At 59.8% G+C, this 18,796-nt stretch carries 15 protein-coding genes; 6 read left to right on the forward strand and 9 right to left on the reverse strand.

What is annotated here, in order from left to right; all coding sequences use genetic code 11:
- Window positions 1–403 precede the first annotated feature (403 nt).
- Genes AC1DVE_RS13795 through AC1DVE_RS13805 form a run of 3 tightly spaced genes read left to right on the forward strand, consistent with a single transcriptional unit; the run spans window position 404 to window position 2,267 of the window.
- The gene (locus AC1DVE_RS13795; protein WP_218429275.1) at window positions 404–778 is read left to right on the forward strand and encodes a septal ring lytic transglycosylase RlpA family protein; all 375 of its coding nucleotides are present in this window, start codon (window positions 404–406) and stop codon (window positions 776–778) included.
- 50 nt (window positions 779–828) lie between these two features.
- Entirely contained in the window at window positions 829–1,890 is a 1,062-nt protein-coding gene (locus tag AC1DVE_RS13800) for a calcium/sodium antiporter (protein ID WP_223454100.1), read from the forward strand.
- Window positions 1,887–2,267 (forward strand): carboxymuconolactone decarboxylase family protein, encoded by a 381-nt coding sequence (locus AC1DVE_RS13805; protein ID WP_223454102.1) that lies wholly within the window; start codon window positions 1,887–1,889, stop codon window positions 2,265–2,267. Before AC1DVE_RS13800 ends, AC1DVE_RS13805 begins: the two co-directional genes overlap by 4 nt.
- A 107-nt stretch (window positions 2,268–2,374) precedes the next feature.
- Here the strand turns inward: AC1DVE_RS13805 and AC1DVE_RS13810 are convergent, their stop codons facing one another.
- The 9 genes from AC1DVE_RS13810 to AC1DVE_RS13850 form a co-directional block, all read right to left on the reverse strand.
- Complete coding sequence (locus tag AC1DVE_RS13810) at window positions 2,375–3,316, reverse strand: AEC family transporter (RefSeq protein WP_223454104.1); 942 nt, start codon at window positions 3,314–3,316, stop codon at window positions 2,375–2,377.
- Window positions 3,317–3,502: 186 nt separating this feature from the next.
- The gene (garD, locus tag AC1DVE_RS13815; RefSeq protein WP_223448107.1) at window positions 3,503–5,056 is read right to left on the reverse strand and encodes a galactarate dehydratase; all 1,554 of its coding nucleotides are present in this window, start codon (window positions 5,054–5,056) and stop codon (window positions 3,503–3,505) included.
- A gap of 11 nt (window positions 5,057–5,067) precedes the next feature.
- On the reverse strand, window positions 5,068–6,441 hold the full coding sequence (locus AC1DVE_RS13820; RefSeq protein WP_223454108.1) for an MFS transporter: 1,374 nt from the start codon (window positions 6,439–6,441) through the stop codon (window positions 5,068–5,070).
- 100 nt (window positions 6,442–6,541) lie between these two features.
- Entirely contained in the window at window positions 6,542–7,987 is a 1,446-nt protein-coding gene (locus AC1DVE_RS13825; RefSeq protein ID WP_223454109.1) for an aldehyde dehydrogenase family protein, read from the reverse strand.
- 61 nt (window positions 7,988–8,048) lie between these two features.
- Complete coding sequence (gene kdgD / locus AC1DVE_RS13830) at window positions 8,049–8,960, reverse strand: 5-dehydro-4-deoxyglucarate dehydratase (protein ID WP_007981458.1); 912 nt, start codon at window positions 8,958–8,960, stop codon at window positions 8,049–8,051.
- A gap of 306 nt (window positions 8,961–9,266) precedes the next feature.
- Complete coding sequence (locus AC1DVE_RS13835) at window positions 9,267–10,016, reverse strand: FadR/GntR family transcriptional regulator (RefSeq protein ID WP_008018739.1); 750 nt, start codon at window positions 10,014–10,016, stop codon at window positions 9,267–9,269.
- Window positions 10,017–10,191: 175 nt separating this feature from the next.
- Window positions 10,192–11,919 carry an ABC transporter ATP-binding protein/permease gene (locus AC1DVE_RS13840; RefSeq protein ID WP_223454112.1) on the reverse strand — a complete coding sequence of 576 codons (1,728 nt, stop codon included), beginning with the start codon at window positions 11,917–11,919 and terminating at the stop codon, window positions 10,192–10,194.
- 97 nt (window positions 11,920–12,016) lie between these two features.
- Complete coding sequence (locus AC1DVE_RS13845) at window positions 12,017–12,577, reverse strand: response regulator transcription factor (RefSeq protein ID WP_007981466.1); 561 nt, start codon at window positions 12,575–12,577, stop codon at window positions 12,017–12,019.
- On the reverse strand, window positions 12,570–13,832 hold the full coding sequence (locus AC1DVE_RS13850; RefSeq protein ID WP_223454114.1) for an ATP-binding protein: 1,263 nt from the start codon (window positions 13,830–13,832) through the stop codon (window positions 12,570–12,572). The genes AC1DVE_RS13845 and AC1DVE_RS13850 overlap by 8 nt, the downstream gene beginning before the upstream one ends.
- A 244-nt stretch (window positions 13,833–14,076) precedes the next feature.
- Here AC1DVE_RS13850 and AC1DVE_RS13855 point away from each other — a divergent pair, with 244 nt between their 5' ends.
- The 3 genes from AC1DVE_RS13855 (at window position 14,077) to AC1DVE_RS13865 (ending at window position 18,795) form a co-directional block, all read left to right on the forward strand.
- The gene (locus AC1DVE_RS13855) at window positions 14,077–14,793 is read left to right on the forward strand and encodes an SIMPL domain-containing protein (protein ID WP_223454116.1); all 717 of its coding nucleotides are present in this window, start codon (window positions 14,077–14,079) and stop codon (window positions 14,791–14,793) included.
- A gap of 471 nt (window positions 14,794–15,264) precedes the next feature.
- Complete coding sequence (locus tag AC1DVE_RS13860; protein ID WP_223454118.1) at window positions 15,265–16,890, forward strand: ABC transporter substrate-binding protein; 1,626 nt, start codon at window positions 15,265–15,267, stop codon at window positions 16,888–16,890.
- Window positions 16,891–17,193: 303 nt separating this feature from the next.
- Entirely contained in the window at window positions 17,194–18,795 is a 1,602-nt protein-coding gene (locus AC1DVE_RS13865) for an ABC transporter substrate-binding protein (protein ID WP_223454120.1), read from the forward strand.
- Window position 18,796 lies beyond the last annotated feature (1 nt).

Consider the following 18,796-nt stretch of genomic DNA (forward strand, 5'->3'; position numbering starts at 1 on the left):
CCCAAGCACCACCCACCTGGTTTTGCCCAAGCACCACCCACCTGGTTTTGCGATGCTGGATAACTGATGACGTGAACGGCCAACCGGCCTGACGACAACCCTGGGCTCTCACACGGCTGAAAGGCCGTTCCACTAATTAGGGTCGTTGGGCATCGATTCTCATCGAGGCGCGGGGCGACAACCCCAACTCAGACGCCGGATAGATGAAAGCAAGCCAAACACGACATCAACAACAGTATTGCAGAAAAGGGGGTAACCATAGATGTRGGAGCGGCGGTGCGACGATTCGACTTGCTCGCGAATGCGGTTCGGCACTCAATTCAATGTTGACTGTCAGAATGCATTCGCGAGCAAGTCGAATCGTCGCACCGCCGCTCCCACATTTGTTTTTTGGAACGCCCAAATGAAGCGTCTACTGAGCGCCTGCGCCCTCCTCTCGCTCCTGGCCGGTTGCGCCAGCACCGACACCGTCGATCCACACGGCTACGACAAAACTGGCGTGGCTTCGTACTACGGCGCCAAACACCAAGGCAAACGCACCGCCAACGGCGAGCGCTTCGACAAGAATTCCATGACCGCCGCCCATCGCCAGCTACCCTTCGGTACACGGGTGAAGGTCACCAATCTGAATAATGACAAATCCTGCGTGGTCCGTATCAATGATCGCGGGCCGCACACCCGTGGCCGTCTGATCGACCTATCCCATGAAGCTGCCGCACGCCTGGGCATGCTCAAAAGCGGCACCGCACGGGTTCGCGTACAAGCCCTCGACGACTGACCGATGGAGCCCCGACCATTTTCGGATTAGCCGATTTACCCCTGATCAGCGTGATCGAATTGCTCAGCGGGTTGCTCCTGCTGATTGTCGGCGCCGAATTGATGGTGCGCGCCGCCGTACGCATCGCCGCGCGGCTGCACATACGCCCGCTGATCATCGGCCTGACCATCGTCGCCCTCGGCAGCAGCGCACCGCAGATGGCGGTCAGCCTGCAAGCGACCCTGGCGCACAATGCCGACATCGCCGTTGGCAGTGTGATCGGCAGCAGCATTTTCAACATCCTCGTCACCCTCGGGTTGTCTGCGCTGATCATTCCTTTGCGAGTTTCCCGGCAATTGGTGCGCCTGGATATTCCGTTGATGATCGGCGCCAGCCTGTTGGTGTTCGTACTCGCCTGGAATGAAGAACTGACCCGTGCCGACGGCGTGATGTTGCTGACGGCACTGGCGATTTACCTGCGGTTGTTGCTGCGCCAGTCGCGACATTCGGCACGCCCGGTATCGAGCCATGATCACAACGTGCAAGCGTCATGGCTGAGCAGCGTGCTGATGATCATCGCCGGGCTGGCGATGCTGGTGTACGCCGGGCACTTGCTGCTGGGTGCAGCGGTTGCGGTCGCCACCGATCTTGGGTTGTCGGAGCGGATCATCGGCCTGACCATCGTCGCCGTCAGCACATCACTGCCTGAGCTCGCCACTTCGTTGATCGCGGCAATGCGCGGCGAGCGCGAGATTGCCGTGGGCAACGTGATTGGCAGCAACCTGTTCAACCTCCTGGGCGTGCTCGGCTTTACCGCGCTGGTGGCGCCGTCGCCGCTGTCGGTGTCGCCCAACGCCCTGGATTTCGACCTGCCGGTGATGCTCAGCGTCGCGGCGCTGTGCCTGCCGGTATTCTATTCCGGTTACCGGGTGACTCGCGCCGAAGGCCTGCTGTTTCTGGGTTTGTACCTGGCGTATGGGCTGCACGTGGTGTCGTTCACCACCGGCATGCCACTGGCCGGCAAGCTGGAACACTTGATGCTGTTTTTCGTCCTGCCGGCGTTGGTGGCGTTTTTGCTGTTCACGTCACTACGCGCCTGGCATCGCCAACACCATAAGAAGGAAGTCCCATGACCGAGAATAAAAAAACCGGCGTTGAAGTCCGCCGCCAAGTGATGGGCGACGCCTTCGTCGACCGCGCACTGGGCAATGCCACCGAATTCACCCAGCCGCTGCAGGATTTCGTCAATGAACACGCCTGGGGCGGTGTGTGGAATCGCGAAGGCCTGCCGCTGAAGACCCGCAGCCTGATCACTGTTGCCGCCCTGACTGCACTGAAGTGCCCGCAGGAGTTGAAAGGTCACGTGCGCGGTGCGCTGAACAACGGCTGCACTGTGGATGAGATTCGCGAGGCGCTGCTACATTGCGCGGTGTATGCCGGCGTGCCGGCGGCGATCGATGCGTTCAGGGCGGCGCAGGAAGTGATCGACAGTTACCAGAAGCCAGAGTGACTGATCTGACGCTTTCGCGAGCAGGCTCGCTCCCACAGGGGAATGCATTCCAAATGTGGGAGCGAGCCTGCTCGCGAATGGTTCTAAAGAACACTGCCTGAGTCAGGCTAGATCCACCCACCCCACTGCAAAAAGAAGATCCCGATATTGGTGGTGACCGCCGCCATCAGCGTGGTGATCACGATAATCGCCGCCGCCAACTCGTGATTGCCGTCTGCCGCCCGGGCCATGACGAAACTGGCAGCGGCGGTCGGGCTGCCGAAGTACAGGAACAGAATCCCCAGTTCCGCCCCGCGAAAACCCCACAACCACGCCCCCAGCGTCGCCAGTACCGGCAAGCCGATCATCTTCACCAGGCTTGAACTCAGCGCCATGTTGCCGCTTTTACGCAGTGCCGCCAGGGACAGCGTGCCGCCGATGCAGATCAGCGCCAGTGGCAAGGTGGTTTGCGCCAGATACCGGCCAGAGGTCTCCAGCCAGCCCGGCAAGCCGATCTTGAAATAGGCGAACGGTGCAGCCGCAATCACGCTGATGATCAGCGGATTGCTGAACACGCTTTTGCAGATGCTCCACGGATCGGACTTGATCACCGGGCTGTACACCGCCAGCACGATGGTCGAGAGGGTGTTGTAGAACAGGATCACCAGCGCCGCCAGGATCGCCCCAAGGGAAATCCCGTAGTCGCCGTACATGCTTGCCGCCAGCGCCAGGCCGATGACCCCGTTGTTACCGCGAAACGCACCCTGGGTGTAGATCCCCCGATCTTCCCGCGGGCACTTCCAGATCGCCCAGCCCCAGGCGATGGCAAAACACACCAGAGTCGCCACGGAGAAGTAGATCAGCAGCGCCGGCTGCAACGCCGCGTGCAGGTCGGCATGCAGGATGCCCAGAAAAAGTAACGCCGGCATGGTGACGTTGAACACCAGGGACGACGCAGTATGGATGAAGTTGTCGTTGATCCAGTCGATGCGCTTGAGCAGCACACCCAGGAACAGCATGGCGAATACCGGCGCAGTGATATCCAGGGTTTCGAGGAAAATTGCCAGCATACCGGGAGGACCTTGGGGTGGGCGTCGTTAGGGGGCTAATGATAAGCCACTGAAGACTTCGGCGCCTGCTAGATCGCCTTCGCGAGCAAGCCCGCTCCCACATTTGATCAGTGTCGAACACAAAATTTGTGCGCGACGACAATCCAGTGTGGGAGCGGGCTTGCTCGCGAAGCAGGCGACTCGGTCTTAAGTAATCGGCGCCGGGTTGAACAGGGTGATGTCGTTATGCAGCTTGTGCTGCTCGGCCCAGGTCTGTTTCTTGCCGCTGGCCACGTCCAGGTAGTAGTGGAACAGCTCCCAACCCAGTTCCTCGATCGATGCGCGGCCGGTGGCAATGCGCCCGGCGTCGATATCGATCAGGTCCGGCCAGCGTTGCGCCAGTTCGGTCCGGGTCGATACCTTTACGACCGGCGCCATGGCCAACCCGTAAGGCGTGCCGCGACCGGTGGTGAACACATGCAGGTTCATCCCTGCCGCAAGTTGCAAGGTCCCGCAGACAAAATCGCTGGCCGGGGTCGCACAGAAGATCAGGCCTTTGCGCTTGAAACGCTCGCCAGGGCCAAGCACGCCGTTGATCGCGCTGCTGCCGGACTTGACGATCGAGCCTAGGGACTTCTCGACAATGTTCGACAACCCGCCCTTCTTGTTGCCCGGCGTGGTGTTGGCACTGCGATCCGCCTCGCCCTTGGCCAGGTAGCGGTCGTACCAGTCCATTTCCCGCACCAGTTCCTGGGCGACGTCCTGGTTTTCCGCACGGGAGGTCAGCAGATAGATGGCATCGCGCACTTCGGTGACTTCGGAGAACATCACCGTCGCACCGGCCCGTAGCAACAGGTCCGAGGCATAACCAAGCGCCGGGTTGGCGGTGATGCCGGAGAACGCATCACTGCCGCCGCATTGCATGCCGAGGATCAGCTCGGACGCCGGCACGGTTTCCCGGCGACGTTGATCGAGCTTCTTCAAGCGTGTCTCGGCCAGTTCCATGATCTGCTCGATCATTTCGGTGAAGCCGTGACTGGAATCCTGCAAGCGGTACAACCAAGGCTCGCTGAGATCCACCGAACTGTCGTTGTCGTGCATCACCTGCCCGGCCTGCAATTTCTCGCAGCCCAGGCTGATCACCAAGGCTTCGCCGCCCAGGTTCGGGTTGCGTGCCAGGTTGCGCACGGTGCGGATCGGGATGTACGCGTCAGTCGCAGTGATCGCCACGCCACAGCCGTAGCTGTGGGTCAGCGCCACCACGTCATCGACGTGCGGGTACTTGGGCAGCAACTCATCCTTGATGCGCTTGACCGCATGATCCAGCACCCCGGTCACGCACTGCACGGTGGTAGTGATGCCGAGAATGTTGCGCGTGCCGACGGTGCCGTCGGCGTTGCGATAACCCTCGAAGGTGAAGCCTTCCAGCGGTGCTTGCGCGGCCGGCACGTCGGTGGACAGCGGCAGGCTGTCCAGCGGTGGCGCGGTCGGCATGCGCAGTTGATCTTCCTTGACCCAACTGCCGCGGGGAATCGGCTGCAAGGCATAGCCAATGACCTGGCCGTAACGAATCACCTGGCCACCTTCGGGAATGTCTTCCAGGGTGACCTTGTGGCTCTGTGGCACGAAGTCCACGGTAACCAGGCCGTCCGCAAACTCGGTACCGGCCGGTACGCCCTGATCATTGACGACGATCACTACGTTATCCCGCTCGTGAAGGCGGATGTAGCGCGGCGAGTCGGAATGTTCAATCAACTGCATGACGCCGCTCCTCAGGAATGCGTTTGAGACAATTTGCCAGGGGCTTCAGTACCGTTCGCTGGTGGCTCTTTGAGCACCACGCGTTTGATCGGGCCCACGATGACCAGATAGCTGAACACCGCGACCAAAGCGTTGCAACCGACGAACACCAGCGCCCACTTGAACGAACCGGTGGAGCTGATGATGTAGCCGATGACGATCGGGGTAGTGATCGAGGCGATGTTGCCGAACATGTTGAACAGGCCGCCACTCAGACCGGCGATCTGCTTCGGCGAGGTGTCGGAGACCACGGCCCAGCCCAGCGCGCCCACGCCTTTACCGAAGAACGCCAGGGCCATGAAGCCCACGACCATCCATTCAATGTCCACATAGTTGCAAGCCACAATGCTGCTGGAAACCAGCAGGCCGGCAATGATCGGCGCTTTACGGGCGAAGGTCAGGGAATGGCCTTTGCGCAGCAGGTAATCGGAAATCACCCCGCCGAGCACACCACCGATGAAGCCGCAGATCGCCGGCAAGGACGCGATAAAACCGGCCTTGAGAATGGTCATGCCGCGTTCCTGCACCAGGTACACCGGGAACCAGGTCAGGAAGAAATAAGTGATGGCGTTGATGCAGTACTGGCTCAGGTACACGCCCAGCATCATGCGGTTGGTCAGCAACTGGCGCACGTAGTCCCATTTCGGACCTTCGCTGCGTTTGGCCGAACCTTTGGCCTTGTCCTGATCCAGGTCGACCATGCCACCATTGTCGGCGATGTGCTTGAACTCGGCATCGTTGATCATCGGGTGTTGGCGCGGGCTGTGGATAACTTTCAGCCAGATCAGCGAGAACACAATGCCGATCACGCCCATGACAATGAACACGTGCTGCCAGCCGAAGGTGAAGACGATCCAGCCCATCAGCGGTGCGAACAGCACTGTGGCGAAGTACTGCGCGGAGTTGAAGATAGCCGAGGCAGTGCCGCGTTCAGCGGTCGGGAACCAGGCCGCCACGATACGCGCGTTACCGGGGAAGGATGGCGCTTCGGCCAGCCCCACCAAAAAGCGCAGCATGAACAGCGCAACCACTGCGGTGGACATGCCGAACTCGCCGACATAACCCTGCAGCACGGTGAACAGCGACCAGGTGAAGATGCTCAGTGCGTAGATTTTTTTCGAACCGAAACGGTCGAGCAGCCAGCCACCGGGGATTTGCCCGGCCACGTAAGCCCAACCGAATGCGGAGAAGATGTAGCCGAGGGTAACGGCATCAATGCCCAGGTCTTTCTGCAGGCTGGAGCCGGCGATTGCGATGGTTGCGCGGTCGGCGTAGTTGATCGTGGTCACCAGAAACAGCATGAGCAGGATCAAATAGCGGACGTGAGTCGGCTTGGTCGATTGCATGTAGATGTACTCCCACTGATTATTTTTATGCGGGTAAAACATTCAAGATTCATATGCCGCGCAAGGCCTTAGGCAAGGGCCTTGCGCGGGTGCAGCGGGGTTACGATCCGATGTAGGCAGTTTTTACGACCGTGTAAAACTCTTGCGCATAGCGACCTTGCTCACGTGATCCATAGGATGAACCTTTACGCCCACCGAACGGAACGTGGTAGTCCACACCGGCGGTCGGCAGGTTGACCATCACCATCCCGGCCTGGGAGTGGCGTTTGAAATGGTTGGCGTACTTCAGCGAGGTGGTGGCAATGCCCGCCGACAGCCCGAACTCGGTGTCGTTGGCCATGGCCAGCGCGGCTTCGTAATCGGCTACGCGGACGATGTTGGCCACCGGGCCGAAGATCTCTTCCTGGCTGATGCGCATCGAAGCTTCGCTGTCGGCAAACAGGGTTGGCGCAAGGAAGTAACCCTCGGTGTCGCACGTCACCAGACCACCGCCGCTGACCAGACGCGCACCTTCGGACTGGCCGATATCGATGTACTTCATGTCCTGTTCAAGCTGCGCTTGCGAGACCACCGGCCCGATATCGGTACCCGCCTTCAATGCATGGCCGACCCTGATCGACTTCATACGCTCGGCCATGGCTTCGACGAACTGGTCGTGGATGCCAGCGGTGACGATAAAGCGGCTGGAAGCGGTGCAACGCTGGCCGGTGGAGTAGAACGCGCTCTGTACCGACAGCTCGACCGCTTGCTTGAGGTCGGCGTCGTCGAGAATGATCTGCGGGTTCTTGCCGCCCATTTCCAGCTGGACCTTGGCCTGACGCGATACGCAGCTGACGGCGATCTGACGACCGACACCCACGGAACCTGTGAAGCTGATGCCGTCGACTTTCGGGCTGTGGACCAGTGCATCGCCAACCACACGACCGCTGCCCATCACCAGGTTGAACACACCGGCCGGGAAGCCTGCGCGGGAGATGATTTCGGCCAGGGCCCAGGCGCAACCCGGAACCAGGTCCGCGGGTTTCAGCACGACGCAGTTGCCGTAGGCCAGGGCCGGGGCGATTTTCCACGCAGGAATGGCAATCGGGAAGTTCCACGGGGTGATCAGACCGACCACGCCCAAGGCTTCGCGAGTGACTTCAACGTTGACGCCCGGACGCACCGACGGCAGATAGTCGCCGGACAGGCGCAGGCATTCGCCGGCGAAGAACTTGAAGATGTTACCGGCGCGGGTCACTTCGCCGATGGCTTCAGGCAGGGTCTTGCCCTCTTCCCGGGCCAGCAGGGTGCCGAGCTCTTCGCGACGGGCGAGGATCTCAGTACCGACTTTGTCCAGGGAATCGTGACGCGCCTGAATGCCGGAAGTGGACCAGGCCGGGAACGCGGCACGGGCGGCGTCGATGGCGGCGCGGACCTGAACCAGATCAGCCTTGGCGTAGTCGCCGATGGCGTCGCTCAGTTCGGACGGGTTGATGTTGGTCGAATAGTCGCCACCGGCAACCCATTCGCCGTTGATGTAGTTATCGAAACGCTTTGAATCAGCCACTTGAAGATCTCCTCACGCAAAAGGCCGCTGATTGCTCAGCGGCCTTACTTAATCGGATGTGTTACTGCGCACCCTGCTTGTCGATCAACGCAGCGAGCATTTCATACTCCTCGCCGGTCAGATCGGTCAGCGGTGCACGCACAGGACCTGCGTCGTAGCCGGCAATTTTTGCCCCGGCCTTGACGATGCTCACGGCATATCCGGCCTTGCGGTTACGGATGTCCAGGTACGGCAGGAAGAAGTCGTCAATGATTTTGCCGACGGTGGCGTGATCTTCACGAGCGATGGCGTGGTAGAAATCCATCGCGGTTTTCGGAATGAAGTTGAACACCGCCGAGGAGTAGACCGGCACGCCCAGTGCCTTGTAGGCCGCGGCGTAGACTTCGGCGGTCGGCAAGCCACCCAGGTAGCTGAAGCGATCACCGAGGCGGCGGCGGATCGACACCATCAACTCGATATCACCCAGGCCATCCTTGTAGCCGATCAGGTTCGGGCAGCGCTCGGCCAGACGTTCCAGCAGCGGCGCGGTCAGGCGGCAGACGTTACGGTTGTAGACCACCACGCCGATGTTGACCGATTTGCACACGGCTTCAACGTGGGCGGCAACGCCGTCCTGGCTGGCTTCGGTCAGGTAGTGCGGCAGCAGCAACAGGCCTTTGGCGCCCAGACGCTCGGCTTCCTGAGCGTATTCGATGGCCTGGCGGGTCGAACCGCCCACACCGGCCAGGATTGGCACGCTGGTGGCGCAAGTGTCGACCGCAGTCTTGATGATTTCCGAATATTCACTGGCCGCCAGAGAGAAGAACTCACCGGTGCCGCCCGCGGCGAACAGCGCCGAGGCGCCGTATGGGGCCAGCCATTCGAGACGCTTGATGTAACCCGCGCGATTGAAGTCGCCCTGAGCATTGAAATCGGTGACCGGGAAAGACAGCAGACCGGCTGAGAGGATGGACTTCAGTTCTTGTGGATTCATTATTCGAACACCCTGGATAGCGACGTTGTGTGAGAAAACCGTTCAGCCCGCGCTGAAGTTGTAGGTTATCGTACAACTTAAAATACAACCGTCAACTGCATTTCATCGCCGGGGGTGAAAATTGTTCGACAAGAAAGGCTGTTGGCCTGAGTTTTAGCGGGTTTCCACGAGGGAAGGACAGTTGCGAGCACCGTGATAAACGGTCGATTGAGAGATACGTTGTCGGAAGATGCGGGAAAGCTACTGGATTTGTTTTATGGCTCGCGATAGCGGTAGGTCAGACGATGGAGGACAAGGGCAGATTACTTACCCCCGCTGCGCCTCAGCCTCTTCATGGGCATGACGCAACCGCTCACGGCTGTTGGTCAGGTGCAAACGCATGGCGGCCCGCGCCGCATCGGAATCCTGACGGGCAATGGCGTCGTAGATTTCTTCGTGCTCACGGCTCAGGCGACTCATGTAGTGCTGCTGGTCGTCATGGGCCAGGCGCGCGGAGTTCAGCCGTGTGCGCGGAATGATGCTGGTGCCCAGGTGGGTCATGATGTCGGTGAAATAGCGATTACCGGTAGACAGCGCGATTTCGAGGTGAAAGGCGAAGTCCGAAGCCACGGCGTCACTGGCGTGAGCGGCACTTTCATTCAACGCATCGAGGGCGGCGCGCATGTTGGCCAACTGTTCCGGGCTGCGACGTTGCGCCGCCAGCCCAGCGGACTCCACTTCCAGACTGATGCGCAATTCCAGGATCGCCAGCACATCGCGCAAGGTCACCACGGTCGCCGGGTCGATTCGGAAACCGCTCGGGCTCGGCGTGTCGAGCACGAAGGTGCCGATACCGTGGCGGGTTTCCACTTGCCCTGCCGCCTGCAAACGGGAAATCGCCTCGCGCACCACCGTGCGGCTGACGCCATGGGCATCCATGATGGCCGACTCGGTGGGCAACTTGTCGCCACGCTTGAGATGGCCGTCGCGGATCTGCTCGGACAGCACCGTCACCAGTTCCTGAGCGAGGCTGCGGCGCTTGCGTGGGAGGCGTGGTGCGTCGTTCGGGTTTTCCATGGTGAACATCTGTCTCGAAAAATTCGGCGGCTGAAAGCGCATCATAGCGCAACGCGGTTGTACGATCACCTTGTAGGAGCGAGCCTGCTCGCGATAGCGGTACGACATTCAATATTTAAATGTCTGACACTCCGCATCGCGAGCAAGCCCGCTCCCACATTGGGATTTGTGGTGTTTATGCAGTCACAGCCTGGTCCACCAGATGGCCATTCTCGATACGAATGTGCCGCGGGTGGAAGCGCTTCAGGCTGCTGCGATGGCCGACGCTGACAATGCTCAGCCCCGGCAACTCATCGATCAGCGCCTGGTACAACGACGCTTCATCCTCTTCGTCCATCGCCGAGGTCGCTTCGTCCATATACAGCCATTGCGGTGCATAAAGCAGCGCACGGGCAAAGGCCAGGCGCTGCTGCTCACCCGGCGACAACATGCGCTGCCAGTGGTTGGCTTCGTCGAGACGGGCAATCAGGTGTGGCAAGCGGCAGGTTTCCAGCACCTGCGCGTAGCGCTCGTTCGGATAGGTATCGCCGGGCTGTGGATAACTCAGGACATCGCGCAGGGTGCCAATCGGCAAATACGGTTTTTGCGGCAGGAACAGGTAGCGCGCCGATGGCAGGCGAATGCTGCCGTGACCGGCCGGCCACAGATGCCCCATCGCCCGCAGCAGGGTCGACTTGCCGCTGCCGGAGCGACCGCTGAGCATCACACGCTCGCCCTCCTTCACGGTCATGTCGGCGTTGGTCAGCAGGTGACGACCTTCAGCCAGGTCGAGGCCGAGGTTGTGCACCTTCAGCATCGAGCCCGAATTCTGTACGTCGATGGCCGGCGCACGCTCTTCGTTGTCGCGCATGGCCTGATGGAAACTCAGCAGACGATCGCAGGTGGCGCGCCAGGAAGCGAGGCTCTGGTACGCACTGATAAACCAGCTGAAGCTTTCCTGCACATTGCCGAATGCCGAGCTGATTTGCATCAGCTCGCCCAGTTCGATCTTGCCGGAAAGGTAACGCGGCGCGGCAACCATGAAAGGGAAGATGATGGCGGCCTGGCTGTAACCGGCGGTGAAGAACGTCAGGCGCTTGGACACCTTCATGATGTCCCAGAAGTTATGCCAGACCATCCCGAAGCGGCCGCTCAACCGACGATTTTCGTTCGGTTCGCCGTTGTACAACGCGATGCTTTCGGCATTTTCACGAATCCGCACCATGGAGAAACGCAGGTCGGCTTCGAAGCGTTGTTGCTGGTTGTTCAGGCCGATCAGGCGACGACCGATCAAATGCGTCAACCAGCTGCCTACCACCGCGTAAACCAGCACGCACCAGAACATGTAGCCGGGAATGGTGATGCCGAAGACTTCAATGCTGCCCGACACGCCCCACAGAATGATCGAGAACGACACCAGGCTGACGATATTGCGCAGCAGCCCGATACCCAGCTCAAGGGTGTTGGAGGTGAAGTTATTGAGGTCTTCGGAAATCCGCTGGTCCGGGTTATCGGTGTAACCGCCCTGCTCCAGCTGGTAGTAATTCTTGTCGGCGAGCCAGCGTGCAAAGTGCTTTTCAGTAAGCCACGCCCGCCAGCGGATCGTCAGCATCTGCGTCAGGTACAGACGGTACACCGCGCCGACGATCGCCACCGCCGCAATCGCGCAGAAGTACAGGATCAGTTGCCAGAACGCTGCCTCGTCCTTCTTTTGCAGGGCGTTGTAGAAGTCCTTGTACCAGGTGTTGAACCACACCGAGATCCCCACGCTGATCAGCGACAGCGCAATCACCGCGATCAGCAGCGTCCAGGCCTTGACCTTCTCTTCACTGCGCCAGTAAGGCGTGATCATCGCCCACACTTTGCGAAAAAACTGCCCGCGCACGGCGTCGTTGACCGCGGAATACTCAGCGTTCTGATTCATGGATAAGGCTCGATAGAGAAAAGTACACGCACGAACCGATCATAGATGATCGGTTCGGTTTGTCGTGAGATACGGCCCGCATTCGTTCAGCGCAGGTTCAGCGGCGAACGGGACGCTTCTGCAGTTTGCGCTGCAGGGTGCGGCGGTGCATGCCCAGGGCTCGGGCCGTGGCGGAGATGTTGCCTTCATGCTCGGTCAACACACGCTGGATGTGCTCCCACTGCAGGCGGTCCACGGACATCGGGTTTTCCGGTACCAGGCTGTCGAGGTCGGCGTGTTCGGACAGCAGCGCCGCCAGCACGTCGTCGGCGTCCGCCGGCTTGCACAGGTAGTTGCAGGCACCGCGCTTGATCGCCTCGACCGCGGTGGCAATGCTCGAATAACCGGTGAGGATCACCACGCGCATTTCCGGGTCCATTTCCAGCAACTTGGGCAGCAGCACCAGGCCGGAGTCGCCGTCCATCTTCAGGTCCAGGGCGGCGTAATCCGGCAGATCGGCCTTGGCCAGCTCCAGGCCTTCCTCGGCGGAACTGGCGGTGCTGACGCGAAAACCGCGGCGAGCCATGGCGCGGGCCATGACGCGGGTGAATGTGGCGTCGTCATCGACCAGCAACAAATGCGGCAGTTCCTCGCCTTCGACTTGGATCTCTTCACTCATGTTCGTCTCCTCGGGCGACACGGGGCAGGCGCAGCTCGGTGAGCGTGCCGCCTTCCTCATGACTGTAGAGTTTCACTGAGCCGCCGGCGCGTGTCACGCTGGCCTTGCTCAAAAACAGGCCCAGGCCGAAGCCTTTGCCCTTGGTGGTAAAAAACGGCTTGCCGATTTGCTCGGCGATGGCCAGCGGCACACCGGCGCCATGGTCACGAATGCTGATGGTGAGGTTTTCCCAATCCCAGTCCAGCGTCACTTGCAGCCCTTCGGGGCAGGCATCGGCAGCGTTGTTCAACAGATTCAGCAAAGCCTGGGTCAGGTCTGGCGGCGGCGCCATGCGCGGTACTGCGCCCTGGCCAAGGCGCTGGAAGCGATAACTGGCTTCCGGGCGCATCAGGTGCCAGCGATTGAGGGCTTCATCAAGCCAATCGGTGACGTCCTGCATCTCCACCGCCAACCGGCGATTGGCCTCGGCGGCGCGCACCAGTTGCTGCAAGGTTTGCTTGCACAGTTTGACCTGATCCTGCAGCACGCTCAGGTCGTCCTGCAACATCGGATCATGATGATCCTGGCGCATTTCCTTGAGTAGCACACTCATGGTCGCCAGCGGCGTGCCCAGCTCATGGGCCGCACCGGCGGCCTGGGTGGCGACGGCCAGCAGTTGCTGATCGCGCAGGCCTTCTTCGCGACGAATGGCGCGCAACTCTTCCTGGCGACGCAGCTCTTCGGCCATGCGTGCGGCGAAGAAGGTGATCACTGCGGCGGCAAGGGCGAAGCTCAACCACATCCCGTAGACCTGCAGGTTTTCCCGAGCGATCGGGAAGGTTTGCAGCGGATAGAACTGCGCCAGCAACAGCGTGTACATCGTCAGTGCGATACCCGACAGGATCACCGAATAACGCCATGGCAACGTCACTGCGGCAATGGTCAGCGGTACCAGGTAATAGGAGACGAAGGGGTTGGTCGAACCACCGGAGAAATACAGCAAGGCACTGTGGATAAACAGGTCGCAGGCCAGTTGCACGGCGTATTCAAGCTCGGTCACCGGCCACGAGGTGCGCAGGCGAATGGCCGTGAACACGCACAGCAGCATTGAACAACCGAGGGTCGCAGCCAGTTGAAACCAGGGCAGCGGCAGCAATTCGAGCCAGTAGGCCAGGCCAACGGAACCGGCCTGGGCGGCCAGCACCAACGTGCGGATGAACGTCAGCCGCCAGAGGTTCTGGCGAGTGGCGGAAGTGATTTGAACGGGGGCGAGCATGAGCTCTCCTGATGAGCGCTCCAGGCGGATCGCAGGGAGTATAACCAAGCGCGGGGGCTGACAGGCAAAAGTGCGGCAAAAGGACACAGAGAAGCAGCTACAAGTTTCAAGCTGCAAGCCACAAGATAAAAGCTTGTAGCTTGTAGCTTGTGGCTTGCAGCTTGAAACTTGCCGCTGCTCCATAGAGTCTGATGGTTTCACGCAGGCCCGGACCATACCCCTGCGCACCTTTCAAGGAGCCTTCATGCACACATTCCGCCGCAGCGCCGCCCTCCTCGCCCTGAGTGTTGGCACCGTCGCCAGCCTCCCGGCCCTGGCCGCCGACGAGCTTCATTACAACCAGATTTCCCTGCGCGCTGAAGTCAATCAGGAAGTGGCCCGCGACCTGATGATCGTGACCCTCTACACCGAAGAACAGAACAGCGACCCGGCCAAACTCGCCGCCGACGTCAGCACCACCATGAACAAGGCGCTGGCCCGGGCCAAGCAAGTCAAGGACATCACCCTGCGTCAGGGCAGCCGCAACAGCTACCCGATCTACGACACCAAGGGCCAGAAAATCACCGGCTGGCGCGAGCGTGCCGAATTGCGCCTGGAAAGCTCGGACTTCGCCGTGCTGTCGAAGCTGACCGGCGAACTGCTCACCGACCTGAAAATGGGCGGCATGGACTTCGCCATCGCCACCCCGACCCGCAAGGCCAGCGAAGACGCCCTGCTCAAGGACGCCGTGACCGCCTTCAAGGCCCGCGCCCAACTGGCCACCGACGCCCTTGGCGGCAAGAGCTACAAAATCGTCAACCTGAACCTCAACAGCAACGGTTATCCACAACCTTACCTGCGCGCGCCGATGATGATGAAAGCCGCCGCCATGGACAGCGCACCGGTGACGCCGGATATCGAAGCCGGCACCAGCCAGGTCAGCATGACCGCGGATGGCTCGATTGAAGTGCTGATGCCTTGAGTCGATAGGCCCTGAACAAAAAACGGCGATCACTCAGATGATCGCCGTTTTTTTTGGGTAGTTTTCAGGCATGAGCTATAACTGGAGAGTCCACCGGGAAAAGCCGGCAGTTGCACCGGGTGCAACTGAGATTGATTGGCCACTATCGGTGCAACAATAACCACTCTTATTCACGCCATACCCACCGCACAAAACGGGGTATAAATAAGTAACACCCCGCCCTGATCGGGAGCACCCAGCGCTCAGGACGCACCGTGAAAGTGCGTCGTTTGCACCGTAAAAATGCCGCGCAAACGGTTAAATGCGGCAGAATTTATACAAATGCGACATTAAGGTACGTTCGTACCACCGTTTAAGGCTTGTAGTCACTCTGGATCTTGCATTGGGTATGGCCCCTGCATAAGTATCCGCAGGCACGACTCACGAGGTCGTCCTCTAATTCCAAAAATGACAACAAATCATGAGGCCACCATGCTTAAACACGCGGTCATTCCGTTTTTAGTTGGCGCAAGCTTGCTAGCCAGCGCACCGTTCGCCCAAGCAGCGACTAACCTGGTGTTCTGCTCCGAAGGGAGCCCGGCCGGTTTCGATCCAGGTCAATACACCACCGGAACCGACTTCGACGCCTCAGCAGAAACCATGTTCAACCGCCTCACCCAGTTCGAGCGCGGCGGCACCGCCGTTATTCCTGGGCTGGCGACCAAGTGGGACATCTCCGATGACGGCCTGAGCTACACCTTCCACCTGCGTGAAGGCGTCAAGTTCCACACCACCCCGTATTTCAAGCCGACTCGTGAGTTCAACGCCGACGACGTGCTGTTCACCTTTAATCGCATGATTAACAAGGATGACCCGTTCCGCAAAGCGTACCCGACCGAATTCCCGTACTTCACCGACATGGGGATGGATACCAACATCACCAAGATCGATAAAGTCGACGACCACACGGTCAAGTTCACCCTCAAAGACGTTGATGCCGCGTTCATCCAGAACATGGCCATGAGCTTCGCCTCGATCCAGTCCGCCGAGTACGCTGCCCAGCTGCTCAAGGAAGGCAAGACCGCCGACATCAACCAGAAGCCGATCGGCACCGGCCCGTTCGTGTTCAAGAGCTACCAGAAAGACTCCAACATCCGCTACACCGGGAACAAGGACTACTGGAAGCCTGACGACGTGAAGATCGACAACCTGATCTTCGCCATCACCACCGACCCGTCGGTACGTATCCAGAAGCTGAAGAAGAACGAGTGCCAGGTCACCCTGTTCCCTCGTCCGGCCGACCTGAAGGCGCTCAAGGAAGACAAGGACCTGAAACTGCCTGACCAGGCCGGTTTCAACCTGGGCTACATCGCCTACAACGTGATGCCCAAGGTCAAGGGGCAAACGGATGCGAACCCGTTGGCCGACCTGAAGGTGCGTCAGGCAATGGACATGGCGGTCAACAAGCAACAGATCATCGACTCCGTGTACCAGGGTGCCGGTCAACTGGCCGTCAACGCCATGCCGCCGACCCAGTGGTCCTACGACACCACCATCAAGGATGCGCCGTACAACCCTGAGAAAGCCAAAGCGCTGCTCAAGGAAGCCGGCGTGAAAGAGGGCACCGAGATCGTTCTGTGGGCGATGCCGGTACAGCGTCCATACAACCCGAACGCCAAACTGATGGCAGAAATGCTGCAGTCCGACTGGTCCAAGATCGGCCTCAAGGTCAAGATCCAGAGCTACGAGTGGGGCGAGTACATCAAGCGCTCCAAAGGTGGCGAGAACCAGGCGATGCTGATTGGCTGGAGCGGCGACAATGGTGATCCGGACAACTGGCTGAACGTGCTGTTCGGCTGCGACTCGCTGGAAGGCAACAACTTCTCCAAATGGTGCGACAAGAAGTTTGACGACATCGTCAAGCAAGCCAAGCGCACTTCGGACCAAGGCAAACGCACCGAACTGTACAAGCAGGCGCAACACGTCCTCAAGGATGCTGTGCCGATGACACCTATCGCTCACTCGACGGTGTTCCAACCCATGCGCGCCAACGTGCAGGACTTCAAGATCAGCCCATTTGGCTTGAACTCCTTCTACGGCGTCAGCGTCAGCAAATAAGGTTTTGCAACGGCGACGTTTCTGACGTCGCCGTTGCTTTATCTACCGAGAAAGCAGGAATTCGCCTACATCCAAATCCGCAGCTGACTACAGCATCGGGCGAGGACGCGTTGCCATTTCCTACGAGTCTTTAGGACTCTACGCATTTACTGCCGGACCCGTGGCTCATACCGTCGGGATCCGACCAGTGCATGCGTGGGTCATCGGTTACTGCTGCGTGCGTGGCTTGAAATAAGTGATGCCTCTACGTCTGCGTACGGGACGGCGGCTCATTGACAACACTTTGAGAGAAAAGGGAGCGTTATGCGCCATACCTTGGTTTTATCCGCATTGCTGGGCACCGGCCTATTGGCTGCCACTTCCATCAGCCAGGCCGCCAACAACAGCCTGGTGTTCTGCTCCGAAGGCAGTCCCGCCGGTTTCGACACGGCGCAGTACACCACTGCGACCGACAACGACGCTGCCGAGCCGCTGTACAACCGGTTGGCAGAGTTTGAAAAAGGTGCGACCAACGTCGTACCGGGCCTGGCCACGAGCTGGGATATTTCCGAGGACGGCCTCAAATACACCTTTCACCTGCGCGAAGGGGTGAAGTTTCATACCACCAAGTACTTCACACCGACCCGCGACTTCAACGCCGATGACGTGCTGTTCACCTTCAATCGCATGCTCGACCCGCAACAACCTTTCCGTAAGGCTTATCCGACAGAATTTCCGTACTTCAACGGGATGAGCCTGAACAAGAACATCGCCAAGGTCGAAAAGACCGGGCCGCTGACCGTGGTCTTTACGCTCAATAGCGTGGACGCCGCGTTCATCCAGAACATCGCCATGAGCTTCGCCGCCATCCTTTCGGCCGAATACGCCGACAAGCTGCTGGCCGAAGGCAAGCCGAGCGACATCAACCAGAAGCCGATCGGCACCGGGCCGTTCGTGTTCAAGAGCTACCAGAAAGACTCGAACATCCGTTACACCGGTAACAAGCATTACTGGGACCCGAGCCGGGTCAAGCTCGACAACCTGATTTTCGCCATCAACACCGACGCCTCGGTACGCGTGCAGAAACTCAAGGCCGGCGAGTGCCAGATCACCTTGCACCCGCGCCCTGCCGATGTGACCGCACTGAAGAACGACCCGGCCCTGCAACTGATCGAGAAGCCTGGTTTCAACCTCGGCTACATCGCCTACAACGTGCGCCACAAACCGTTCGACCAGCTCGAAGTGCGCCAGGCGCTGGACATGGCAGTGAACAAGCAAGGCATTCTCAATGCCGTCTACCAGGGCGCGGGGCAACTGGCGGTCAACGCCATGCCGCCGACGCAATGGTCCTACGACGACACGATCAAGGACGCCGCCTACAACCCGGAAAAAGCCAAGGAGCTGCTCAAGGCTGCCGGCGTCAAGGAAGGCACTGAAATCACCCTCTGGGCCATGCCGGTCCAGCGTCCGTACAACCCCAACGCCAAGTTGATGGCCGAGATGCTCCAGGCTGACTGGGCGAAAATCGGCCTCAAGGTCAAGATCGTCAGCTATGAGTGGGGCGAGTACATCAAGCGCACCAAGAATGGCGAGCACGACATCAGCCTGATCGGCTGGACCGGTGACAACGGGGACCCGGACAACTGGCTGGGCACCCTCTACAGCTGCGATGCCATTGGCGGTAACAACTACTCGATGTGGTGTGATCCGGCTTACGACAAGCTGATCAAGCAGGCCAAGGTCGTCACCGACCGCGACCAGCGCACCCTGCTCTACAAACAGGCGCAGCAGTTGCTCAAGCAGCAAGTGCCGATCACGCCCGTCGCCCACTCAACGGTCAACCAGCCGCTGAGCGCCAAAATCGAAGGGTTCAAAGTGAGCCCGTTCGGTCGCAACGTTTTCTCGGGTGTCAGCATAGAAAAATAAC

It is taken from the genome of Pseudomonas sp. P4_B4, assembly GCF_056402255.1.